A 23,943-nucleotide genomic window follows, 5' to 3' on the forward strand; every position below is an offset into this window, starting at 1 on the left:
GACAGCGAGCCGATGACGAGTTCAGCCGTCGACAACCCCAAGAGAGCCGACCGGCCCCGGCGCGGTGAGGGGCCGCCCAGGCGACGGCGTGTCCTGCGGTGGGTCGTGCTGTCGCTGGCCGTGCTCGTCCTGGCCGGCGCGGGCACCGCCTACTGGGTCTACGACGACCTCAACGACAACATCGACGGCATCGACCTCGACAAGGCGATCGGCGGCGACGACAAGCGCCCTCAGAAGCTGCCGACGTCGGGCCAGAACCTCCTGGTCCTGGGCTCCGACTCGCGCGCCGGCGCCAACGGGGCGCTGGTCGGCGGCAGCAAGGTCTCCGGAGCCCGCTCCGACACCGCCCTGGTGATCCACATACCCGAGGGCCGCACCAAGGCCGTCGCCGTGAGCATCCCGCGCGACACCCTGGTGACCCGGCCCGAGTGCACCACCCGCAGCGGCTCCACACTGCCGTCGGCCCAGCGCGTGATGTTCAACTCGGTCTACTCGCTGGCCGGTCCGGCCTGTGTGGTCAAGACCGTGGAGCAGATGTCCGGGGTCCGGATGGACCACCTGGTGGAGATCGACTTCTCCGGGTTCAAGAGCCTGGTGGACGCGATCGGCGGAGTCCCGATCACCCTCGACAGGGCCGTCGAGCCGATGCACCTGTCGGCCGGCACCCACGACCTCAACGGCACGCAGGCGCTTCAGTTCGTGCGCACGCGGTACGGCTACGGCGACGGCAGCGACCTCGGCCGCATTGGTCTCCAGCAGCAGTTCCTCATCGCCCTGCTGACCGAGATCAAGAAGCAGGACCTGCTGGGCAGCCCCGCCAAGACGTACAAGATCGCCAACAGCCTCACCGAGTCGCTCACCACCGACTCGGGCCTCGACTCCCTCACGGAGCTGGCCAGGTTCGGCCGCAGCATGAACGGCATCGACCCGTCCACGATGGAGACGATCATGCTGCCGGTGCGGTACGACACCCAGGACCCCAACCGCGTGGTCGCCGCCGAGCCGCAGGCCACGACCCTGTGGAAGGCGATCCGCACGGACTCCGCGATCCCGGACTCGGCGAAGAAGTCACCGGCCACCGGCGGGTCCTGAGCCCTCGGCACGGAGCCGACCGGAGGAACCGGCCGCCAGGTGGAGCCGGCGGTCCTCAGACCTCCCGCCACGCCTCCAGCGCCAGCCCCGGCTCGTCCTTGCGCCGGGTCAGCAGCAGGTGCCCCGTCGACGGTGAGAGCGTCGCCGCTACGACCTTCCCCTGCCCGTCGGTCGTCAGGCACACCTCGGCGTCCGCGGGGAGCGTCGGGCCCGACTCGGTCCACCAGGCGCCCGCCGACTCCAGCTCCGTCGGGTACGCGGCGAAGGCGACCCGGCCGCTCGCCGAGCGCTGGGCGAGCAACGTGCAGTCGTGGCCGTCGAGTTCGCAGCGGACGGCTGCGACGGGACCGGGGCCCGCGGCGGGGAGGAGGGTGACGGGTTTGGTGCCGGGGCGCCAGGCGCACAGGTCGCCGGAGGCGTCGGTGGAGAAGAGCGTGGTGCGCTCCGCCGAGGTGGCGAGGGCGCGCAGGGTGCCCGGAGCCGCCACGGCCTCCGTCTCCTCCACGAGGACCGGCTGGGCACCCGGCGTCTCCTGCCGCCAGTGCAGAAGGGTGCCGGAACCGGCCGCGTACAGTTCGACCAGGCCCGACTCCCCGGTCACGGCCGCCAGTTCCTCCTGGACCCCGCTGCCCTTGAGGTCCCACCAGGGCTCCCAGCCGCCCTTCTCCCGCTGGACGCGCACGCTCACCCCGCCGCCCTGATTGCGGACGAAGACATGGGCGCGGCCCTCGGCGTCGACGGCCACGGCGGGTGTGCCGGTGCGCTCGCCCTTGCCGTCGGGGTGGCCGATGGACGCCCAGTCCAGGGCGGCGAGGCGGGGGCGGAAGTGGGTGCAGTGCGCGAGGTCGGCCCCGCCGGCCTTGGGGGGCCGCCAGGTGACCAGGTGGGCGTAGGAGTCGGTGCCCTGGCCGATCGCGCGTCCGCCGAGCAGCTTCAGACCGCCGCCCACCCGGCGTGCGGCCGTTTCCCAGGCGCCGCCGGGCGTCGTCTCGGCCCGGCACAGAACGGCCTCGTCCGACGGCAGATAGACACTGAGCCGGCCGTCGCGGCCACGGAGGAGCCAGTCGCCGTTCACCAGTTCACTCTATGCGGGGCACATCCATCTCCGTAGCCCGGGGGCGGTCGTGACACCCTGGCCCCATGCCCGACCCCATGAATGACAACGCCTCCCTCCTGGTGATCGTCGACGCGGCGAACGTCGTCGGATCGGTCCCCGACGGCTGGTGGCGCGACCGCAAGGGCGCGGCCGAGCGCCTCAGGGACCGGTTGGCGACGGACGGCGTACCGGGCCGGGAGGGCCCCGTCGAGATCGTGCTGGTGGTCGAGGGCGCGGCCCGGGGGGTGTCGTCGGTGCCGGGCGTACGGGTGGACGCGGCACCCGGGAGCGGGGACGACCGCATGGTGGAGCTGGTGGCGGAGTCCGGCGACCGGCCGGTCCTGGTGGTGACGGCCGATCGCGAACTCCGCCGCAGGGTGGGCGAGTTGGGCGCGGAGGTGGCAGGCCCGAGAACGGTACGCCCTTGAGCCGGCTACCGAACTACTCCTCCGCCGCCTGCCCCAGCCAGCTGTGCGACCGCCCGTAGAGGAAGTACACGACGAAGCCGAGCACCATCCAGATCGCGAAGCGGAGCCAGGTCTCGGCCGGCAGGTTGAGCATCAGCCAGAGGCAGGCGAGGACCGACAGGATCGGGACGACCGGGACCCACGGTGTGCGGAAGGCGCGCGGCAGGTCGGGGCGGGTGCGGCGGAGGATGATGACACCGATCGCCACCACCACGAACGCGAACAGCGTGCCGATGTTGACCAGTTCGGCCAGTTCGCTGAGCGGGGTGAAGCCGGCGACGATCGCGATGATCACGCCGAGCAGGATGGTCGGGCGGTGCGGGGTGCGGAACTTGGGGTGGACGTGGGAGAAGAACGTCGGCAGCAGCCCGTCCCGGCTCATCGCGAAGAACACCCGGGTCTGGCCGAGCAGCAGGATCATGCAGACCGTCGTGAGGCCGACCGCGGCGCCGAAGCTGATGAAGCCCGCGAACCAGGGATGGCCGGTGGCCTTGAAGGCGTCCGCGAGCGGCGCCGTGATGGACAGGTCCGTGTACTTCTGCATGCCGGTCACGACGATCGACACGGCCACGTAGAGCGTCGTGCAGATCAGCAGCGAGCCGAGGATGCCCCGGGGCATGTCCCGCTGCGGGTTGCGCGTCTCCTCCGCGGCCGTGGCGACGACGTCGAAGCCGATGAAGGCGAAGAAGACGACGGACGCGGCCGTGAAGATGCCCATCACGCCGAAGTTGGACGGCGCCCAGCCGAACATCAGCTGGATCAGCGGGGCTTGGAGGTCCCCGCCCGCGTCCACCGCCTGGGACTTCGGGACGAACGGCTTGTAGTTGTCGCCCTTGATGAAGAACGCGCCCGCCACGATCACCGTCAGCACGACGGTCACCTTGATGGCGACGACGATCGACGTCACACGCGCGGAGAGCTTCGTGCCGAGCACCAGGATCCCGGTGAGCACCAGGACCAGCAGGGCGGCGAGGATGTCGAAGCCGAAGCCGTCGGCGCCGTCCCGCCCGCTGAGCGCCTCCGGAAGATGGATGCCCGCGTTGTCGAGCAGTGAGGCGATGTAGCCGGACCAGCCGACGGCGACCACCGCGGTGCCGAGCGCGAACTCCAGGACCAGGTCCCAGCCGATGATCCAGGCGGGCAGTTCGCCGAGGGAGGCGTACGAGAAGGTGTACGCCGATCCCGCCACCGGCACGGTGGAGGCGAACTCGGCGTAGCAGAGCGCGGCGAGCGCGCAGACGACGCCGGCGACCACGAAGGCCAGGGCGACCGCCGGGCCCGCGTTGTTCTTGGCGACGGTGCCGGTCAGGACGAAGATGCCGGTGCCGATGATGACACCGACGCCGAAGACCGTCAGATCCAGCGCGGACAAGGATTTCTTGAGCGCGTGCTCCGGCTCCTCGGTATCACGGATGGACTGCTCGACCTTCTTCGTCCGGAAGAGGGTGCTGCTCACGGGTACCTCCCACGCTGTGTCGTCCTCGACATGATCGAGAGGGGGCGTAGGTCGTATGCCCCGGCGCGGGCGGATTCACGCGAATGGGCCGGTCACACCACTGTCAAGAGTGGTGTGACCGGCCCATACGGGCGTCTGGGGTCTGTCCGGCGGATCAGGCCGGCTGCAAGAAAGGGTGCTGACTAGCGCGACGCCGGCATGATCCGCCGGACAGGCCCTAGTCCCGGGCGGGCTCCACTTCGGCGCGCGCGTCGTCGTACCGCCCGTCGAGCTTGGAGACCAGGCCGGTGACCTGGCGGGCGATGTCGGGCGCGGTGAGCCCGATCTCCGCCATGATCTCGGCGCGGGAGGCGTGGTCGAGGAAGCGCGGCGGGATGCCGAAGTCGCGCAGCGGTACGTCGACGCCCGCGTCCCGCAGGGCCTGGGCGATCGCCGAACCGACACCGCCGACGCGGGAGTTGTCCTCGACGGTGACGACCACGCGGTGCCGCTCGGCGAGCGGGGCCAGCGCCTCGTCCACCGGCTTGACCCAGCGCGGGTCGACGACGGTGGTGGAGATGCCCTGCTTGTCGAGGAGCGTGGCGATCTCCAGGCACATCGGCGCGAGGGCGCCCACGGAGACGAGGAGGACGTCGGGCGTGTCCGTGCCGGGCTCGCGCAGCACGTCCATGCCGCCGACCGTCCCCACGGCGGGTACGGCGGGGCCGACGACGCCCTTGGAGTAGCGCAGCACGGTCGGCGCGTCCTCGACCTGGACGGCCTCGCGGAGCTGGGCGCGCAGCTGCTCGGCGTCGCGCGGGGCGGCGAGCCTGAGGCCGGGGACGACCTGGAGCATCGACATGTCCCACATGCCGTTGTGCGAGGCGCCGTCGTCGCCGGTGACGCCGGCCCGGTCCAGGACGAACGTCACACCGCACTTGTGCAGCGCGACGTCCATGAGGACCTGGTCGAAGGCGCGGTTGAGGAAGGTGGCGTAGACGGCGAAGACGGGGTGCACTCCCCCGGACGCGAGGCCGGCCGCGGAGACGGCCGCGTGCTGCTCCGCGATGCCGACGTCGTAGATCCGGTCGGGGAAGGCGTCCGCGAACTTCTTCAGGCCGACCGGCTGGAGCATGGCCGCGGTGATGGCGACGATGTCCTCGCGCTCCCGGCCCAGCTTGACCATCTCGTCGCCGAAGACGGAGGTCCAGCTGGCGGCGGCGGCCTTGATGGGCAGGCCGGTGTCGGGGTGGATCGGGCCGATGCCGTGGAAGCGGTCGGCCTCGTCCTGCTCGGCGGGCTCGTAGCCACGGCCCTTCTCGGTGAGGCAGTGCACGATCACCGGGCCGCCGAACCGCTTGGCGCGGGCCAGCGCCGACTCCAGCGCCTCGATGTCGTGGCCGTCGATGGGGCCGACGTACTTGAGGCCGAGGTCCTCGAACATGCCCTGGGGCGCGATGAAGTCCTTGAGGCCCTTCTTGGCGCCGTGCAGGGTCTCGTAGAGGGGCTTGCCGACGACGGGGGTGCGCTCCAGGAGGTCCTTGCCGCGGGCCAGGAAGCGCTCGTAGCCGTCGGTGGTGCGCAGGGTCGCCAGGTGGTTGGCGAGGCCGCCGATGGTCGGCGCGTAGGAGCGCTCGTTGTCGTTGACGACGATGACGAGCGGCCGGTCCTTGGCGTCGGCGATGTTGTTCAGCGCCTCCCAGGCCATGCCACCGGTGAGAGCGCCGTCACCGATCACGGCGACGACGTGGTCCTCGCGTTTGAGCACCTGGTTGGCCTTGGCGAAGCCGTCGGCCCAGCCCAGCACGGTGGAAGCGTGGCTGTTCTCGATGACGTCGTGCTCGGACTCGGCGCGCGAGGGGTAGCCGGAGAGGCCGCCCTTGGAGCGCAGCTTCGAGAAGTCGTGGCGCCCCGTGAGCAGCTTGTGCACGTACGCCTGGTGCCCGGTGTCGAAGAGCACCTTGTCCTTGGGCGAGTCGAACACCCGGTGCAGCGCGATGGTCAGCTCGACCACACCGAGGTTGGGCCCGAGGTGGCCACCGGTCTTGGAAACAGCACCGACGAGGAAGCTCCTGATCTCCTCCGCCAGCTGGTCCAGCTCCTCAAGGCTGAGCCGGTCCAGATCACGCGGTCCCCTGATGCGGGTCAGCAGCGGCACCCGTGCCTCCTTGCATGTGAGCTTGTCGAGCTGTTGCCGGGCGTGTCAAGTCTAATGTTCTACGAGAACAATCTTGCCCGGCACCTTGTGGGTACCGGGCAAGATGATCGACCTGAAGGGGTGGCCCCCTGCGGTGTTATCCGCGACCCGCGGCCTTCTGAGACCTTCGCGACACCGAGTCGATGACGACGGCGCCGAGCAGGACACCGCCGGTGATCATGTACTGGATCGACTGGTTCATGTTCAGCAGGTCCAGGCCGGTCTGGATGGACTGGATGACCAGCATGCCCAGGAGCGCGGACCACACGGAGCCGCGGCCGCCGAACAGCGACGTACCGCCGATGACCGCCGCCGCGATGGCGAGCATCAGGACGTTGCCGGTACCGGCGCTGAGCGTCGCGCTCGCGGTCTGGCCGGCGAAGAACATACCGCCGATGGCCGCGAAGCCGCCGGAGATGGCGAACACCGTGATCCGGACGATCGGCACGTTGATACCGGCACGGCGGGCGGCCTCGACGCTGCCGCCCAGGGCGAAGACCTTCCGACCGAAGGTGGTGCGGCGCAGCACGAAGTCCACGACGACCAGCGCGGCGAGGAAGATCACCAGCGCGTTGGAGACACCGGCCGAGTTGTTCAGCACGGCCGCGGTGACGAACGCGGCGACGGCCAGCGCACCGACGCGCACGAGGATCTCGCTGGTCGGCCGGAACGGCACACCCGCGGCCTTGCGGCGGCGCTGCTCGTTGAAGTTGCCGACGAGGCTGAGCACGACACCGAGGCCGGCCAGCAGGTAGGCACCGACGATGGCCTGGTCCATGAAGAAGGAGGACTGGCCGAGCAGGTGGATCGGACCCGAGTCGGACGGGATGTTGATGGTGCCGCTGGAGCCCAGCAGCCACAGCATCAGACCGTTCCAGCCGAGGAGGCCGGCGAGGGTGACGACGAAGGCGGGCACGCCGATCTTCGCGAAGAACCAGCCGTGCAGGGCGCCTGCGGCGATGCCGGTGAGGATGGCCAGGACCAGCGCGAGCCAGGTGTTCATGCCGTGGTTGACCACGAACACCGCGAAGACGGTGGAGGCCAGACCGCTGAGGGATCCGACCGACAGGTCGATCTCGCCGAGCAGCAGCACGAACACCAGGCCGATGGCGATCATGCCGGTGGCCGAGAGGTAGTAGCTGACGTTCGAGAGGTTGTCGGCGCTCAGGAAGCGGTCGTTCTGGAGCTGGAAGATCGTCCAGATGATGATCAGGCCGATGACGACCGGCAGGGAGCCCAGCTCACCGCCCTTGACCTTGCGGGTGAACTCCGTCCAGTAGCCCTTGAAGCCCTCTTCGCGGACCAGCAGCCGGGGGTCGACGACGGCTACCCCCGCGGCGGTGGGGTCGTCGGCGGGCGCGACCGTGGTCTGCGCCTCGGTGTCCGCCTTGGAAACCTTGGATGTGTCGCTCACTTCGCGGCCTCCGTGCTGCGACGCCCCGCACGACGGGTCACGGCGTTGTCCGTGGCTCCCGTGATCGCGGAGATGATCTCTTCCTGACTGGTGTCCTTCACCGGGAAGGAGCCGTTGTTCCTGCCGAGGCGCAGCACGGCGACGGTGTCGGCGACGGCCTTCACGTCGGCCATGTTGTGGCTGATGAGGATGACGGCGAGGTTGCGCTCGCGCAGCCGCTCGACCAGGTCGAGGACCTGCGCGGTCTGCTCGACGCCGAGCGCCGCGGTGGGCTCGTCGAGGATGACGAGCTTGGGGTCGCCGACCAGGGCGCGCGCGATGGCGACGACCTGGCGCTGACCGCCGGACAGGCTCGCGATCGGGATGCGCACACTGGGGATCCGGATGGAGAGCGTGTTCAGCAGCTCACGCGCCTTCTGCTCCATCGTGACCTCGTCGATGACGCCGCGGTGCAGCAGCTCGCGTCCGAGGAAGAGATTGCCGACCACATCGAGGTTGTCGCACAGGGCGAGGTCCTGGTAGACCGTCGCGACGCCGAGTCCCTGGGCGTCGTGCGGCTTGTCGATGCTGACCGGGTTGCCGTCCCACTCGATGACGCCCTCATCGATGGGATGCACACCGGCGATCGTCTTGACCAGCGTGGACTTTCCGGCGCCGTTGTCGCCGACCAGGGCGACCACTTCTCCGGCGTGGACCTCCAGCTCTACGTCGGTGAGGGCCTGGACCGCACCGAACCGCTTGGAGACTCCGCGCAACGCCAGCACGGGCGTAGCGGACACGTGAACCATCTCCTTCGCCGCCTGACCGGCGGGGATGCCGCGCTTGGGGGGCAATGCGCGGAGGGTTGTGCTTGTAGCACTCCCTGACGAGTTGTGCTGTAAGCACCGATTTACAAGTCGAACATGCGCGCGGCCGATGCCCGTTGGCAACGGCTGCGTCCGCCATGCTTCCGTCCGGCGCCCGCCCCGCAGCGGGGTATGTGGGCGGCACGGGCACCGGACAGGCTCTGTGCCTGCCTCCGGGACGCGTCCATGGCGGACACGCCCCGAGGGCCTAGGACCTCTCCGGCGGATCACGTCGGCGTCACGGGCCCTGGCACGCACATCTGCGGCGTTGTCGTCGGTCGCCGACGCTCCGCGTCGCCCGCCGCTTCAGCGGCTGTTCGACACGGCTCCTCCGCCTTGCAGCTGCACGCACCAGACCCCGCTCGGCTCGGCCAAGAGGCGCTGCGCCTCACAGCCGACCTGATCCGCCGGACAGGTCCGGGCGGCTCTTACTGGAGGCCGGCCTTCTTGCACGCGGCGGCGTAGTCCGCGGTGCAGATGTCGGCGACGGTGTAGAGACCGTCCTTGACGACCGTCTCCTTGATGTTCTTCACGGTCACGGAGACCGGGGTCAGGAGCTTGGCCTGGACCTTGTCGCCGGAGCCGCTGGTGACCTCGGTGTCGGCCAGGGACTTGATGTCCTTGCCCTGAAGGAGGTTGACCGCGAGCTCGGCGGCGTTGTCGGCCTCCTCCTTGTACGGCTTGTAGACCGTGGCGGACTGGGTGCCGGCGACGATCCGCTGGATGGCGGCGAGCTCGGCGTCCTGACCGGTCAGCGGGATGTTGCTGATGCCCGCACCCTTGAGGGTGTTGGCGATACCACCGGCCATGCCGTCGTTGGCGGCGTAGACGCCCGCGATCTTCTTGGCGCCCAGCTGCGTGATGGCGGCGGACATCTTCTGCGCGGCGACGGTGTCCTTCCACAGACCCGACTGCTCGTAGGCGATCTTCACCTTGCCGTCGAGGATCTTGTGCGCGCCCGCCTTGAACTGCGCGGCGTTCGGGTCGGCGTCGTCACCGTTGATCATGACGACGTTCGCCGAGGGGGTCGCCTTGGAGCCGAGGGCGTCGAGCAGAGCCTGACCCTGGAGCTCGCCGACCTTCTCGTTGTCGAAGGAGACGTACGCGGAGATCGGGCCCTGGGCCAGACGGTCGTACGCGACGACCTTGACGCCCTTGCTCACCGCGGAGGCGATCGAGGACTTGATGGCGGCGGAGTCCTGGGCGGAGATCACGATAACCTTGACGCCCTTGGTGACCATGCTGCTCATCTGCTGAGCCTGCTTGGCCGGGTCGGCCGCGGCGTTGGCGTAGGAGACGGTGCAGTCGCTGCACAGCTCCTTGACCTTGTCCTCGAAGTACGGCTTGTCGAACTTCTCGTACCGCGCGGTGACGTTGTCGGGCAGGAGCAGGCCGATCGACTTGCTGCCCGAACCCGAGCTGCTGCTGTCGCTGCCGCTGTCGTCGTCGCCCGCCTTGCCACAGGCGGCGACCGAGACGGCGAGCGCCGAGATCGCGACGGACACGGCAGCACGACGCATGAGCGTGTTCACTTGAGAAACCTCCCTGACGAGGCCGCGTCGTTGCGGCCGAGGTGGCTGGAAGTCAACTCGGCCACACGTGCGACGTCAAGAAGTAAATACTTAACGAGATGGCAACGACGTCCTGCGTTCTTTAGGTGAAGGCAGGTGTCGCCGCATGCAGCGTGCTGTCCAAAAGGGTCGAATCACCCATCTCGCTCAGTGCGAGGGCGAGTGCTCCGAGCACCTCCGCGCGACCTCCAAGTGCCCCTGGAAGCACGGACAGTTGACGTGCCGCACTGGGGATCGCGTAGCGGCCGACGGACTCCCTGATCGGCCCGAGCACCAGCTCACCGGCCTCGGCGAGATCACCGCCCAGGACCACCCGGCTCGGGTTCAGCAAGTTGCAGAGATTGGCGACTCCACTGCCGATGTGGCGGCCGACGTCGGCGATCACCCGACGACAACCAGGGTCTCCCTCCCGGGCGAGACGCACGACGCCTTCCATCGTGAGGTCGGTGCCGTGACTGGACTGGAGGAGCGGCAGCACATAGCGCGCGGCCGCGAAGGTCTCCAGGCAGCCACGGTTGCCGCAGCGGCAGACGGGCCCGGACTCGTCAAGAGTAATATGCCCGATTTCTCCCGCTGTGCCACCCGGGCCCCGGTAGATCTTGCCCTGGATGACCAGCCCGGCCCCGACACCGCTGGCGACCTTGATGTACGCCAGGTCGCGCACCCCGCGTCCGCTGCCCCAGACCAGCTCACCGAGGGCGCCGAGGTTGGCGTCGTTGTCCACGTGCACCGGCACGCCCAGACGGCCGCCCAGCTCCTCGGCGGGCTTGGTGCCGATCCAGCCCGGCAGGATCGCGGAGGAGCCCAGGGTGCCGGACTCCAGGTCGATCGGGCCGGGCACGCCGAGGCCCACTCCGGCGATCTTCGACCGGTCGACGCCCGTTGCTGCGATCAGGCGATTGACCAGCTGTTCCGCCCGGTCGAACCCCTGCGCCGAGGAGGCGTCCACATCGAGCGGCTCGGACTCCTCGGCCAGCACCTGGTGGGCGAGGTTCCCGACCGCGACGCGCAAATGGGTGTGCCCGAAGTCCACCCCTATGACGATGCCGGCGTCCCCGCTCAGGGAGACCGCCCGGGCCCGCCGACCGCCCGCCGACGTGGGCGTGACCTCGACGGTTCCGCCTTCCTTCAGCTCCCGGACGATGTTGGAGACGGTCGCAGCGGACAGGCCCGTCGTCCTCGCGATCTCCGCCTGTGTCAGCGACCCGGCCAGCCGGACGGCACGTACGACCCGCTCCAGGTTGGCTCGATGCAGCGACGACTGCGACCCCGGAGTCTCCACGACGACCTCCTGCGCGCGGGACCGCACCGGTGAGGCCCCGTCTATGTCCAACTAGTGAACTCTAAGATGAGCCGTTAGGGTCGGCTCCCGTCAAGAGGTTGAACAGTATCCGCGTTCTTGCGCATGCCGAAGGGGCGCCGCCCGCCCAAGGTCCGGATCTTGAAGGAGCGACGCCCGTGCGGGCGCTCCGCGGCCTACTTCAGGGCGCCCGCCGTCAGCCCGGCCACCACCTGCCGCTGGAAGACGATGTACGCCGCGAGCACCGGGAGCATGGCCATGACCAGCCCGGCGAACAGTCCCGACCAGTCGCCCTTGTAGCCCTGGCTGGCCGCGAGCTGCACCAGGCCCTGGGTCAGCACCCGCTTGTCCGGGTCGGTGTTGAGCACCGTCGGCAGCATGTACTGGTTCCACTGGCCGAGGAAGTTGAAGATCCCCACGCTGATCAGGCCGGGCTTGGCCATGGGCAGCATGACCTGGAAGAACGTCCGGCTGTGCGAGGCCCCGTCGACGAACGCCGCCTCCGCCACCGAGGTCGGCAGGGTGCGGAAGAACGCGGTCAGGAAGAAGACCGTGAACGGCAGCGAGTAGGCGATGTAGACCAGGATCAGCCCGTGGATCGTGTTCAGCAGGCCCAGGTTGTTCACGACGTAGAACAGCGGGACCAGCGCCAGCATGATCGGGAAGCTCATGCCGCCGATGAACAGGTAGTAGATGAAACGGTTGCCCGGGAACTCGAACCGGGCCAGCACGTAGGCCGCCATCGAGCCGAGGACCAGGGTGCCGATGAGCGAACCCGCCACCACCAGGATGGTGTTGAGGAAGTAGTCGCTCATGTTGGCGTCGGTCCACGCCCGCGCCCAGTTGTCGAAGTGCAGCTTGTCCGGCAGCGCCCAGGGCGAGTTGAAGATGGAGCTGTCGTCCTTGAAGGACGTCATCACCGCCCACAGCAGCGGCATGACGACCATGAACGCCCACAGGACGAGCATCCCGTGCGAGAAGGCGTTGAGGACGCCGCCTTCCTTCTTCTCCTTGCGGGGCGGTCCGCCGTGGGTGTCGACCTTGGCGACGGGAGCACCGGACTCGGCCGGTACGGGTGTTTCGGTCGTCTTCATCGGATCAGTACTCCAGCCGCTCGCGCCGGCCCAGTCGCATCACCAGGGCGGCGAACGCCAGCGTGACGACGAGCAGGGCGACGCCGATGGTGGTGGCGTAGGCGGCCTGTCCGTCACGGAACGCCTTCTGGTACACGTACAGGACCATGACGGTGGTCGAGTAGTCGGGACCGCCGGGACCGGTCGTCATGATCTGTACGACCGCGAACGACTCGGCGCCGAGGGCCAGGATGCCCATGTAGACCCAGCCGGACTGCACGGTGTCCCACAGCAGCGGCAGGGTGATCCGGAAGAACGTGGTGACGCGGTTCGCGCCGTCGAGCAGCGCGGCCTCGTACAGGTCCGCCGGGATGGACGCCATACCGGCGCTGAACAGCACCACGAAGAAGCCGACCGTGGACCACACCAGCACCGCCATCACGGCCCACAGGGCCAGGCTCGGGTCGCCCAGCCACAGCGGCTGGACGCTGTCGAGCCCGATCCCGCGCAGGATGGAGTTGATCGCGCCGCTGTCCGGGTTGTACGCGAAGGCGAACAGCAGGGCGACGATCGCGATCGAGAGGACCTGCGGGAAGAAATAGACGATCTTGTAGAAGGAGGAGCCCCGGACACCGGTGACGACCGGGCCTCCCTTCCTTCTGCGTCCCCCTACATTGATCATGAAGGCGAAGAACAGCGCGAGGCTGATCGTCACCACCGGCAGCACGATCGCGAACATCAAGCTGTGCTGCAAGGACTTCCAGAAGATCTCGTCGTCCAGCATCCTCCGGTAATTGTCCAGGCCGACCATCTTGAATTCGGGGCTCAGGCCGGTCCAGTCCGTGAACGAGTAGTAGATGGACTGGATGAATGGCCACACCACGAAGAGCGCGTACAGTCCCAGGGGCAGCGCCAGAAACCCCACGATGAACCGGTACTTGCCGTGCTGCATCGCTACTCCGGTCCGTTTACTGGTGCTTGTAGTGCTTGATCGACGAGTCCTTGGCGGCCGCGTCGGCGAAGCCCTGGATCTTCTTGATGGCCTCCGCCGGGGTGAGCCGCCCGGCCATCATCTCGCCCAGGCCCGCCACACCGATCTGCTCCTTCTGGAGCTGGACGTACCAGTCCTGGAGCCGCGGGTTCAGGACGTTGTCCCCGGCCAGCTCCAGCGCCGCCACACCGGACTTGAGGCCCGGGGTGAGGGTGATCCCGTCGGTGCCGCCGTTGTAGGCCGTCAGCGACTTCACCTTGGACGTGAAGTTCTTCGAGGACGCCTCACTGAGCATGATGCGCAGCTGCTCCATGCCGCCCGCGGTGTTCTTCGCCTTGGCGGGCACGATGAACGGCTCGCCGCCGGACGCCCAGATGGTGCCGAAGGGCATCTTGTCGGAGGAGTCGATGCCGGTGGGCGCCGAGACCGCCAGGTTGAAATCGGCGGGGATGACGTTCGCCGACTCGTTCTCCACCCAGGAGCCGTTCGGGATGAAGAGCGCCTTGCCCTGGGCCCAGGCGGTCTGCGACTGGATGTGGTCGAGACCGGGGGTGCCCTTGAGGATGTAGCCCTTCTTGTAGAGCTCGTAGTAGGCGTCGAAACACGCCTTGACCGCCGGGTTCTTCCAGGCGTTCGGCTCCAGGTTGTCGATCGCGTCGAGGACCTCGCGGCCGCCGACCTTGCCGATCATCGGGTAGAGCGAGAAGGGGATGTAGTACGGGTACTTGCCCGCGTACGTCCAGCCCGCCATGCCCTTCTTCTTGGCCTTCTCGCACACGGCGAGCATCTCGTCCCAGGTCTTCGGGTACTCCGCGTCGAGCGAGTCGAGCGCCTTCTGCGAGTACCAGACGCCGTAGACCGTGTACGCGTAGTACATGATCCACACCGGGTCGCCGTCGAACTGGCCCATCTCGACGATGCCGGGCCGCAGCGTGTCGCGGACCTTCTTGTTCGGGTCGTCGTAGGAGGGGGCGTCCAGGAGCGGGGTGAGGTCGGCCAGCTGGTTCTTGCCGACCAGGACGCCCATGTCCATCTGCTCGGCGCCGGAGTTGTCGATCAGGTCCGGCGGGGTGCCCTGGTTGAAGCGAGGCTGGAGGGTGGACTGGATCTTCTGGGTGGCGGAGAACTTCACCTTGGCCTTGGGGAAGTTCTTCTCGTAGATCTTGACGGCGTCCTCGGCGTACTCCTTGCCGAAACCGCCGTCGAACAGGACGAACTCCATCTGGGCGGTGTCGTTGACGCCCAGCGGGTTCTTCGCGGTCTTCTTGCCGGCCTTGGCCTTGTCGCCGCTGTCGTCGCCGCCGCTGCTCGCGCAGGCGGACAGGAAGCTCATCGTCGGGACGGAGATCAGACCGAGTGCGGCCGATCGCTTGATCAGATCGCGGCGGCCGACACCGTTGTTGTCACCGGAAGTGGATCCCATGCTCAAGTCCTCGCCTTCTCCAGGACTCAGGCGGTGAACCGGATCCTCCCCGGCACCGCGGTCAGGTCAAGCAGGTTCGTGCTAGAGGTTCGTGCGAGTGGGGTGAATCGCCGACAGGTATAGTCCACTTCCGGTCGGCGGAGCAAGATCGAATGCAAGGTTGGCCGCGGGTCTTTTCCGAGTTGAGACCTCGCGGAAATATGAGCGCCCTGTGCGAAGCTTGCCGGAAAAATCCGCGACATAGGGCCCGAATGCCGCACTCAACGCCCTTGACAACACTGTCCACTTGGGCCACTACTGATCCTTGCACGGAATTGGTGACAACGTTGTCCATCCTTGTGCAGGGAGGGTACTCGCCGATGCATCGGTTCAGAACTCGACTCAGACGGAGTACGGCGGTCGTCTTCACGGCCGCCTTCGTCATGACGGTGGGATCGCAGGGCGCGGCGGTCGCCCTGCCCGAGGCGCCCGCCGCGGCCGCCAGGGGGTTCGCCTCCTCCTTCGAGGCGGGCGACCCGGCGCCCGACTGGATCAACACCGTCGACGACGGCAGGTCGTCCGGCGTCGACGGCGGCTACAGCACCGGCATCCCCGGCAACATCACCGACCATGTCACGGAGGTCCGGGCGAGCGCCGAGAACACCGACGGCGGCGAGGTGAAGGGCAACCTCGTCGACGGCGAACCCGGCACCAAGTGGCTGGCCTTCGAGCCCACCGGCTGGGTTGAGTTCGACCTCGACCAGCCCGCCAAGGTGGTCACCTACGCCCTCACCTCGGCCAACGACTACCCCGAGCGCAACCCGAGGGACTGGACCCTCAAGGGCTCCACGGACGGCAAGGACTGGAAGACGCTCGACACCCGAACGGACGAGACCTTCTCCGAGCCGTTCCAGACGAAGTCGTACGACATCCCCGCGGACGCCGTCGGGGAGTACCAGCACTTCCGGCTGGACATCACCAAGAACAACGGCGCCTCCGGCATCGTCCAGCTCGCGGACGTGCAGTTCTCCAAGGGCGCGAGCACCGGCCCGGTCCCGCAGGACATGCTCTCGCTGGTCGACCACGGGCCGAGCGGATCGCCCACCGCGATGCAGGACGCCGGATTCACCGGAAAGAGTGCCCTGCGGTACGCCGGTCGCCACACGTCCGAGGGACGGGCGTACTCGTACAACAAGATCTTCGACGTGAACGTGGCGGTGGACCGGCTGACCCGGCTGTCGTACCGGATCTACCCGGCGATGGCGAGCACCGACCGGGACTACGACGCGACCAACGTCTCGGTCGACCTGGCCTTCACCGACGGCACCTTCCTGAGCGACCTCGGCGCGAGCGACCAGCACGGATTCCCGCTGTCGCCCGAGGGACAGGGCGCCTCGAAGGTGCTCTACGTCAACCAGTGGAACAACGTGGTCTCGCGGATCGGGTCGGTCGCGGCCGGGAAGACCGTCGACCGGATCCTGGTGGCGTACGACTCCCCGAGCGGGCCGGCGAAGTTCCGCGGCTGGCTCGACGACGTGACGCTGGAGCGGGCCGCGCCGGAGAAGCCGAAGGCGCATCTGTCGGACTACGCGCTCACCACCCGCGGCACCAACTCCAGCGGCGGCTTCTCGCGCGGCAACAACTTCCCCGCGGCGGCGGTCCCGCACGGCTTCAACTTCTGGACGCCGGTGACCAACGCATCCTCGCTGAGCTGGCTGTACGAGTACTCCCGGGCCAACAACGACGACAACCTGCCGACGATCCAGGCGTTCAGCGCGAGCCACGAGCCGAGCCCGTGGATGGGCGACCGGCAGACCTTCCAGGTGATGCCGTCGGTCGCCTCCGGGACCCCCGAAACCGGCCGTGAGGCACGGGAGTTGGCGTTCCGGCACGAGAACGAGACCGCGCGGCCGTACTACTACGGCGTGCGGTTCGAGAACGGGCTGAAGACCGAGATGGCGCCGACGGACCACGCGGCGGTGCTGCGCTTCACGTATCCGGGTGACGACGCGAGCGTCGTCTTCGACAACGTGACGGACCAGGCGGGGCTGACCCTCGACACCTCGGCCGGTGTGGTGACCGGCTTCTCGGACGTGAAGTCCGGGCAGTCGGCGGGAGCCACCCGGCTCTTCGTGTACGGCGAGTTCGACAAGCCCGTCAAGGAGGGCTCGGCGAGCGGGGTCAAGGGCTACATGCGCTTCGACGCGGGCTCCGACCGGACCGTCACCCTGCGCCTGGCGACCTCGCTGATCAGCATCGACCAGGCGAAGGACAACCTGCGCCAGGAGGTCCCGGAGGGCAGGTCCTTCGACGACGTCAAGCGCGCCGCCCAGCGGGCCTGGGACAAGATCCTCGGCAAGGTCGAGGTCGAAGGCGCCACGCAGGACCAGCTGACCACGCTGTACTCCAGCCTGTACCGGCTGTACCTGTACCCCAACTCCGGCTTCGAGAAGGTGGGTTCGAAGTACCAGTACGCCTCGCCGTTCTCCCCGATGCCGAGCCCGGACACCCCGACGCACACCGGCGCGAAGATCGTGGACGGCAAGGTGTACGTCAACAACGGCTTCTGGGACACCTATCGGACCACCTGGCCGGCGTACTCACTGCTGACGCCCTCTCAGGCGGGCGAGATGGTCGACGGGTTCGTCCAGCAGTACAAGGACGGCGGCTGGACCTCCCGTTGGTCCTCCCCCGGCTACGCGGACCTGATGACCGGCACCTCCTCGGACGTAGCCTTCGCGGACGCGTACGTGAAGGGCGTGGACTTCGACGCGAAGTCGGCCTACGACGCGGCCGTGAAGAACGCGACCGTCGTGCCCCCGTCGTCGGGTGTGGGCCGCAAGGGCATGGCGACCTCGCCCTTCCTCGGCTACACGAGCACCGACACCCACGAGGGCCTGTCGTGGGCGCTGGAGGGCTACCTCAACGACTACGGCATCGCCAAGATGGGACAGGCGCTCTACGCGAAGACCCACGAGAAGCGCTACAAGGAGGAGTCGGAGTACTTCCTCAACCGCGCCCAGGACTATGTGAACCTCTTCGACTCGAAGGCCGGCTTCTTCCAGGGCCGCACCGCGACCGGTGACTGGCGCGTCGAGTCCTCGAAGTACGACCCGGCGGTGTGGGGCTACGACTACACCGAGACCAACGGCTGGGGGTACGCCTTCACCGCCCCGCAGGACAGCCGGGGCCTGGCCAACCTGTACGGCGGGCGCGCGGGTCTGGCACAGAAGCTGGACGCGTACTTCTCCACGCCGGAGACGGCCTCGCCGGACCTCATCGGCTCCTACCCCGGTGTCATCCACGAGATGACGGAGGCGCGGGATGTCCGGATGGGCATGTACGGGCACTCCAACCAGGTGGCCCACCACATCAATTACATGTACGACGCGGCCGGCCAGCCCTGGAAGACGCAGAAGAACGTCCGCGAGGTGCTCTCGCGCCTGTACGTCGGCAGCGAGATCGGGCAGGGCTACCACGGCGACGAGGACAACGGCGAGCAGTCGGCCTGGTACCTGTTCTCGGCGCTGGGCTTCTACCCGTTGGTGATGGGCAGCGGCGAATACGCCGTGGGCTCCCCGCTGTTCACCAAGGCGACGGTCCATCTGGAGAACGGCGAGGACCTGGTGGTGCGGGCACCGAAGAACAGCTCGCGGAACGTGTACGTCCAGGGACTGAAGGTCAACGGCCGTACGTGGACGTCGACTTCACTCCCCCACTCGGTGCTGGAGAAGGGCGCGGTCCTGGACTTCGACATGGGTCCGAAGCCGTCGAAGTGGGGCACGGGGAAGAACGCGGCCCCGGTCTCCATCACCCAGGACGACAAGGTGCCGACGCCGCGTGCGGACGTGCTCGCCGGTGACGGGGCGCTGTTCGACAACACGTCGGCCACGGAGGCGGCGGTGACATCGGTGGACCTTCCTCTCGGCGGGTCCGTCAAGGGCGTCCAGTACACGCTCACTTCGCCCGCGGACCACACGAAGGCGCCGACCGGCTGGGTCCTCCAGGGCTCGTCGGACGACGGGGCCACCTGGAAAACCCTCGACAAGCGGTCCGGCCAGTCCTTCGCATGGGACCGACAGACACGCGCGTTCACCGTGGGATCGCCGGGTACGTACGGGAAGTACCGCCTGGTGTTCGACGGCGAGGCGGTCGTGTCGGAGGTCGAACTGCTCGCGTGAGCGGGTGAATTGGGGGTCTCATGCAGGGTGTCGATCCGGCCTGGCTGCCGGAAGGGGCGTTCCGGCCGATCGGCACCCGGCGGACACTGATCCGTGGCACGGGTCCGCTGGTGGACACGGTGTACGGGGAAGTGGCGGAGGCCTGTGGGCGGTTCGGGGGCGAGATCGTCCGGAACGATCCGGATCTCCTACTGGAGCTGACCGGCGACGACGACTCCGAGGCGTTCACGTACGGACGCCGTGACAGCTGTACGACCGTCACGGCGTCCGGCGGCGCCGGACTGCTCTACGGCTTCTTCCACGTCGTGCGTCTCGGGGAGGCGGCGTTCACCGGCTCCTGCGAAACAGCAACCTTTCAACCGCAGTTGGCGCGGCGCATGCTGGACCACTGGGACAACGTGGACGTGCATCCGGTGATGGGACAGGTGGAGCGTGGATACGCCGGCGGTTCGCTGTTCTGGGCGGACGGGCGGGCGCGGGGCGACCTGGAGCGGGTGCGTGCGTACGGCAGACTGCTCGCGGCGTGCGGGATCAACGCGCTCGCTGTGAACAACGTCAACGTGCACGCGGCCGAGGCCCGGCTGTTGACCGACCGGCTCGGTGAAGTGGTGGACATCGCGGGCGCGTTGCGGCCGTACGGGATCCGCACGCATCTGTCGGTGACCTTCGCCGCGCCGATGGTGCTGGGCGGACTGGCGACGGCCGATCCGCTCGACGAGGGCGTGCGGGCGTGGTGGGCCGAGGCGGTACGGCGGGTCTACGGGGCGATCCCGGACTTCGGCGGGTTCGTCGTGAAGGCCGACTCGGAGGGGCAGCCCGGCCCGTTCGCGTACGGGCGCACGCACGCCGACGGCGCGAACATGCTCGCCGCCGCGCTGGAGCCGTACGGCGGCACCGTCCACTGGCGGGCCTTCGTCTATGACCACCGCCAGGACTGGCGGGACCGTACGACGGACCGGGCGCGGGCCGCGTACGACCATTTCGTGCCGCTGGACGGGGAGTTCGCCGACAACGCCGTCCTCCAGGTGAAGCACGGGCCGATGGACTTCCAGGTGCGGGAGCCGGTGTCGCCGTTGATCGGGGCGATGCCCGGGACACGGCTCGCGGTGGAGCTCCAGGCGACGCAGGAGTACACCGGGCAGCAGCGGCACGTGTGCTGGCTCGGGCCGATGTGGGGCGAGGTGCTGCGGTTCCGGCCCGAAGAGGGCGCTTCGGTCGGGGAGTTGGCGCGGGGCGGGCTCGTCGCCGTGTCCAATGTCGGGGACGATCCGTTCTGGACCGGGCATCCGCTGGCCCAGGCGAACCTGTACACCTTCGGGCGGCTGGCGTGGCAGCCCGACGCCGAGCCGCTCACGGTTCTCGACGAGTGGATCCGGCTCACCTTCCCGGACGCCCCGGCTCGGCTCGTCGCCGGGCTGCATGCCGTGCTCGACGGCTCCTGGGCGACGTACGAGAAGTACACCGCGCCGCTCGGTGTGGGCTTCATGGTCCAGCCGGGGCACCACTACGGGCCGAGCGTGGACGGGTACGAGTACAGCCCCTGGGGCACCTACCACTTCGCCGACCGGGACGGCGTCGGGGTGGACCGGAGCGTGGCGAGCGGGACGGGGTACGCGGGGCAGTACGGGAAGGCGTGGGCCTCGGTGTACGAGTCGCCGGATACCTGTCCCGACGAGCTGCTGCTGTTCTTCCACCACATGGCGTACGGGCACATGCTGAAGAGCGGTCGGACGGTGATCCAGCACATCTACGACACGCACTTCGAGGGCGTGGAGGAGGTGGAGGCGGCCCGGGAGGTGTGGGGTTCGCTGGCGGGGCTGGTGGAGCCGGCGCGCCACGCGCGGGTGGCGGAGCTGTTCGACGAGCAGCTCCGTGGTGCCCGTGAGTGGCGCGACCAGGTGAACAGTTACTTCTTCCGGAAGTCCGGGGTGCCGGATGCGCGGGGGCGGATCATTTACTGAGGGACTTGTGGTCAAGGCGGAGGACTGCGACGCCGAGCGGGTCCAGAGTGAGCGGCTCGCCCGCCTCGGTCCGCTTGCCGGTGAGCAGGTCGGTGGCGGTGGCGTGAGCCGTCAAGCGGGCTGATTCCGTGGTGTGGTTGAGGAGGAAGAGGAGCCGGGTGCCGTCGGGGGCGACCCGGGTCGCGGTCTCCAGGCCGTCGATGCCGGCGTACGGGCCGACCAGGTCGTGGCGGGCCAGGACGCGTCGTACGACCTCGTTCACACCGGGCTGGTCGAGGGCGGTGGCGATGTACCAGCCCTCGCCCTCGCCGAACGCGTTGCGGGTCACGGCTGGCGTGCCCGCGTAGAAGTCGGTGCCGTAGGTGGCGACCGTCTCGGCGCCTCGTGGGAGCACGATCTCGAAGACGAGCCGCGCCTGCGTACGGAGTTCCGGGATGTCCTGGGCGAACTCCCGCTGCCGGGAGTCCCATTCGTCGATCCGGATGCCCATGAGCGGGGCGAGGGGGCCGGGGACGTCGGTGAGGAAGGCGCGGTCGTGTGCGTCGACGCGGCCGGAGAGGAAGGTGGTCAGGACGGTGCCGCCGCGTTCCGCGACCGCTTCGAGGCGGGTGGCGAGGTCGCCCTTGACCATGTGGAGGGCGGGGGCGAGGACGACGTCGTACGGGGTGAGGTCGGCGGTCTGCGGGACGACGTCCACGTCGGCGCCCGACTCGCGGGCGGCGCGGTAGTAGGCGTGCACGACCTCCTGGTACTTGACCAGCCGCGAGGGGCCGTCGGAGATCTCCAGGGCCCACCAGCTGTCCCAGTCGAAGAGGAGGGCGGCGCGGGCGGGGGTACGGGCGTTCAGGGGCTCGGCGCCCAGGAGCTCCAACTCGCGGCCGATGTCCGCCACTTCGCGGAAGACGCGGGTGTCGTCGCGGCCCGCGTGGCCGATGACCGCGCCGTGGTACTTCTCGCACGCTCCCCGGGAGGCGCGCATCTGGAAGTACAGGGCCGCGTCGGCGCCGTGGGCGATGGCCTGGAAGGTGGCCAGGCGCAACTCCCCCGGTCTGCGCAGGGGGTTGACGTCACGGCAGGCCGTCGTGGACGGGGTCTGCTCCATCAGCCAGAAGGGGGCGCCGTCCTTGAGGCCGCGCATCAGGTCGTGGGCGAGGGCGGGCCAGGTCGGCGGGGCGTCCAGGGGCGGGTAGCTGTCCCAGGAGACGAAGTCGAGGTGGGGTGCCCAGCGGTGGTAGTCGAGAGGGCGAAACATGCCCATGAAGTTGGTGGTCACGGGGGTGTCGGGGTCATGGGCGCGGATCACCTCCTTCTCGGCGAGGAAGCAGCCGAGCAGGGCGTCGGTGGTGAAGCGGAGGTAGTCGAGCGTGATGCCCTGGAAGGCGGTGTGGTCGGGTCCGCGCCAGTGCTCGGTGAGGGCGCTGGGCGGCTCGATCTCGGCGAAGTCGGTGTAGCGGTGCGACCAGAAGGTCGTCCACCAGGCGTCGTTGAGGGCGTCGAGGGATCCGTCGTACTTGTCGCGCAGCCACTCGCGGAAAGCCTCCGCGCAGAGGTCGCAGTAACAGGCGCCGCCGTACTCGTTGTTGATGTGCCAGTCGAGCAACGCCGGGTGCTGCGCGTACCGTTCGGCGAGCTTCTCGGCGAGCCGGGTGGCGAGTGTGCGGTACGCCGGTGAGCTGGGGCAGAAGTTGTGGCGCTGGCCGTAGCGGTGCCGGCGGCCCTCGAAGTCGGTGCGGTTGACCTCGGGGTACTTGTGCGCGAGCCAGGGCGGGAGGGCGGCCGTGCCGGTGGCGAGGCAGACCCGGCGGCCCTCTTCTGCCGCCCGGTCCAGGATGCGGTCCAGGACCGTGAAGTCGTAGGTGTCCTCGGCGGGTTGGGTCAGGGACCAGGAGAAGACGCCGACGGTGAGGGTGTCGATGCCGGCCGCGGTGAAGAGGCGGTGGTCCTCGTCCCAGACGTCCTCCGGCCACTGCTCGGGGTTGTAGTCCCCGCCGTACGGGATCTTGGGACCGGTGGGGGTCATACGGTGAAGTCCTCCTGGGTCTCGGCGATCACCGGGCGGCTGCTGTGCAGCAGGGAGAGGAGCAGCGGGGCGGCCAGCAGCGCGGGCAGGGCCTCGGTTCCGACGGCCGTCCCCGCGGCGGCCAGCACGAGCAGCGAGCCCGCGCCGAGGGTGGCGTGGGGGTGCCGGAGCAGGAAGTACGCGGCGAGGCGGGCGGTGTCGCGGGTGCGGAAGGCGAAGAGCGAGGTCAGCACGAGCGCGTGGGCGCCCCAGAGGAGGGAGACGATCCCGATCCCGCCGAGCAGCACGGCCCACCAGCCGGGCAGGCCGGTCGCGTCGAAGTGGGTGAGCGTGAAGGCGATCACGGTGAGCCAGGCGAGGAGCGGGGCCCAAAGCCTCAGCGCCGGAAGGGCGTTGAGCCGCCAGCCCCTGCGGTAGGCGCGGGCCGGGTGGAGGTCGGTGAGGTCGCGGTCGCGGTGGTGCAGGGCGTAGAGAGCGGCGGAGAGGGCCGGCCCGAGGGGCAGCAGGCATACGGCGGCCAGGGGGAGGTTGGAGGCGTCGGGACCGAGGAACAGTAGCCCCACCAGGCCGGGCGAGGCAGCGAGGAGCAGGAGGGCCTCGACCGTCAGGAGGGTGTGGATGAGGGCGGCAGCGCGGGAGAGCGAGCCGGTGCCGAAGGAGGGGGCGGGGGGTGGGTGGGGCGGCTCGGTGTGAAGTGGGGTCCCTTCACGAGGCGCGGGCGTGGCGCGGGGCACGGGCGTGGTCCGAAGTGAGGTCGCGGCGCGGGGTACGGCTTCGGGTGCGGGTGCGGGTGCGGTTTCGGCGCGGGGCGCCGGTGTCGGTGCCGGTGCGGGTGCGGGTGCGGGTGCGGGTGCGGTCTCGGCGCGGGGCGCCGGTGCCGGTGCCGGTGCCGGTGCCG

General features: G+C 69.0%; 17 protein-coding genes. 4 read left to right on the forward strand and 13 right to left on the reverse strand.

The genetic code is table 11. The features are described from left to right. The first annotated feature begins 12 nt into the window (after positions 1-12). Positions 13-1,092, forward strand: coding sequence for an LCP family protein (locus tag ABZ896_RS33825; protein ID WP_360937394.1), 1,080 nt, complete (start codon positions 13-15; stop codon positions 1,090-1,092). A gap of 55 nt (positions 1,093-1,147) precedes the next feature. Here ABZ896_RS33825 and ABZ896_RS33830 read toward each other — a convergent pair whose 3' ends face one another. Next, the gene (locus ABZ896_RS33830) at positions 1,148-2,167 is read right to left on the reverse strand and encodes a hypothetical protein (RefSeq protein ID WP_360937396.1); all 1,020 of its coding nucleotides are present in this window, start codon (positions 2,165-2,167) and stop codon (positions 1,148-1,150) included. Positions 2,168-2,244: 77 nt separating this feature from the next. Between ABZ896_RS33830 and ABZ896_RS33835 the strand changes: the two genes are divergently transcribed. Further along, positions 2,245-2,616, forward strand: a complete 372-nt coding sequence (locus tag ABZ896_RS33835) for an NTP pyrophosphohydrolase (RefSeq protein ID WP_360937418.1) — start codon at positions 2,245-2,247, stop codon at positions 2,614-2,616. Positions 2,617-2,629: 13 nt separating this feature from the next. On the opposite strand, the gene ABZ896_RS33840 is transcribed toward ABZ896_RS33835, so the two are convergent. From ABZ896_RS33840 to ngcE, 9 genes are all read right to left on the reverse strand, one after another. Further along, a complete protein-coding gene (locus ABZ896_RS33840; protein ID WP_360937398.1) occupies positions 2,630-4,111 on the reverse strand; it encodes an amino acid permease in 1,482 nt (493 codons plus the stop codon). A gap of 217 nt (positions 4,112-4,328) precedes the next feature. Continuing rightward, positions 4,329-6,248 carry a 1-deoxy-D-xylulose-5-phosphate synthase gene (gene dxs / locus ABZ896_RS33845; protein WP_360937400.1) on the reverse strand — a complete coding sequence of 640 codons (1,920 nt, stop codon included), beginning with the start codon at positions 6,246-6,248 and terminating at the stop codon, positions 4,329-4,331. Between the two features lie 136 nt (positions 6,249-6,384). Further along, on the reverse strand, positions 6,385-7,701 hold the full coding sequence (locus ABZ896_RS33850; RefSeq protein WP_360937402.1) for a sugar ABC transporter permease: 1,317 nt from the start codon (positions 7,699-7,701) through the stop codon (positions 6,385-6,387). Next, complete coding sequence (locus ABZ896_RS33855; RefSeq protein WP_164420851.1) at positions 7,698-8,489, reverse strand: ATP-binding cassette domain-containing protein; 792 nt, start codon at positions 8,487-8,489, stop codon at positions 7,698-7,700. The genes ABZ896_RS33850 and ABZ896_RS33855 overlap by 4 nt, the downstream gene beginning before the upstream one ends. A 485-nt stretch (positions 8,490-8,974) precedes the next feature. Further along, positions 8,975-10,066 (reverse strand): substrate-binding domain-containing protein, encoded by a 1,092-nt coding sequence (locus tag ABZ896_RS33860; protein WP_360937421.1) that lies wholly within the window; start codon positions 10,064-10,066, stop codon positions 8,975-8,977. A gap of 133 nt (positions 10,067-10,199) precedes the next feature. Further along, entirely contained in the window at positions 10,200-11,399 is a 1,200-nt protein-coding gene (locus ABZ896_RS33865) for an ROK family transcriptional regulator (protein ID WP_360937423.1), read from the reverse strand. Between the two features lie 194 nt (positions 11,400-11,593). After that, a complete protein-coding gene (locus tag ABZ896_RS33870) occupies positions 11,594-12,511 on the reverse strand; it encodes a carbohydrate ABC transporter permease (RefSeq protein WP_360937404.1) in 918 nt (305 codons plus the stop codon). A 4-nt stretch (positions 12,512-12,515) separates the two neighbouring features. Beyond that, positions 12,516-13,442, reverse strand: a complete 927-nt coding sequence (locus tag ABZ896_RS33875) for a sugar ABC transporter permease (RefSeq protein ID WP_360937406.1) — start codon at positions 13,440-13,442, stop codon at positions 12,516-12,518. 16 nt (positions 13,443-13,458) lie between these two features. After that, a complete protein-coding gene (gene ngcE / locus ABZ896_RS33880; protein ID WP_360937408.1) occupies positions 13,459-14,904 on the reverse strand; it encodes an N-acetylglucosamine/diacetylchitobiose ABC transporter substrate-binding protein in 1,446 nt (481 codons plus the stop codon). 422 nt (positions 14,905-15,326) lie between these two features. Between ngcE and ABZ896_RS33885 the strand changes: the two genes are divergently transcribed. Next, entirely contained in the window at positions 15,327-19,064 is a 3,738-nt protein-coding gene (locus tag ABZ896_RS33885; protein WP_360937425.1) for a GH92 family glycosyl hydrolase, read from the forward strand. A 20-nt stretch (positions 19,065-19,084) separates the two neighbouring features. Beyond that, positions 19,085-21,025, forward strand: coding sequence for an alpha-glucuronidase (locus ABZ896_RS33890; protein ID WP_360937410.1), 1,941 nt, complete (start codon positions 19,085-19,087; stop codon positions 21,023-21,025). Here ABZ896_RS33890 and ABZ896_RS33895 read toward each other — a convergent pair. The 3 genes from ABZ896_RS33895 to ABZ896_RS33905 all read right to left on the reverse strand — a co-directional run. Continuing rightward, complete coding sequence (locus ABZ896_RS33895) at positions 21,015-23,045, reverse strand: beta-galactosidase (RefSeq protein ID WP_360937412.1); 2,031 nt, start codon at positions 23,043-23,045, stop codon at positions 21,015-21,017. The two genes, ABZ896_RS33890 and ABZ896_RS33895, sit on opposite strands and share 11 nt — an antisense overlap. Continuing rightward, a complete protein-coding gene (locus ABZ896_RS33900; protein WP_360937427.1) occupies positions 23,042-23,665 on the reverse strand; it encodes a hypothetical protein in 624 nt (207 codons plus the stop codon). Before ABZ896_RS33900 ends, ABZ896_RS33895 begins: the two co-directional genes overlap by 4 nt. 85 nt (positions 23,666-23,750) lie before the next feature. Then, a partial coding sequence (locus ABZ896_RS33905; RefSeq protein WP_360937414.1) for a hypothetical protein occupies positions 23,751-23,943 on the reverse strand: 193 nt, incomplete at its 5' end.

It is taken from the genome of Streptomyces sp. NPDC047072, assembly GCF_040643855.1.
GTDB lineage: Bacteria > Actinomycetota > Actinomycetes > Streptomycetales > Streptomycetaceae > Streptomyces.

Bases quoted from the DNA above. Each gene is read 5' to 3' on its own strand.
- ABZ896_RS33825 (WP_360937394.1), top strand. From the start codon at position 13: ATGACGAGTTCAGCCGTCGACAACCCCAAGAGAGCCGACCGGCCCCGG.
- ABZ896_RS33835 (WP_360937418.1), top strand. From the start codon at position 2,245: ATGAATGACAACGCCTCCCTCCTGGTGATCGTCGACGCGGCGAACGTC.
- ABZ896_RS33855 (WP_164420851.1), bottom strand. From the start codon at position 8,489: ATGGTTCACGTGTCCGCTACGCCCGTGCTGGCGTTGCGCGGAGTCTCC.
- ABZ896_RS33860 (WP_360937421.1), bottom strand. From the start codon at position 10,066: ATGCGTCGTGCTGCCGTGTCCGTCGCGATCTCGGCGCTCGCCGTCTCG.
- ABZ896_RS33870 (WP_360937404.1), bottom strand. From the start codon at position 12,511: ATGAAGACGACCGAAACACCCGTACCGGCCGAGTCCGGTGCTCCCGTC.
- ABZ896_RS33875 (WP_360937406.1), bottom strand. From the start codon at position 13,442: ATGCAGCACGGCAAGTACCGGTTCATCGTGGGGTTTCTGGCGCTGCCC.
- ngcE (WP_360937408.1), bottom strand. From the start codon at position 14,904: ATGGGATCCACTTCCGGTGACAACAACGGTGTCGGCCGCCGCGATCTG.
- ABZ896_RS33885 (WP_360937425.1), top strand. From the start codon at position 15,327: ATGACGGTGGGATCGCAGGGCGCGGCGGTCGCCCTGCCCGAGGCGCCC.
- ABZ896_RS33890 (WP_360937410.1), top strand. From the start codon at position 19,085: ATGCAGGGTGTCGATCCGGCCTGGCTGCCGGAAGGGGCGTTCCGGCCG.
- ABZ896_RS33895 (WP_360937412.1), bottom strand. From the start codon at position 23,045: ATGACCCCCACCGGTCCCAAGATCCCGTACGGCGGGGACTACAACCCC.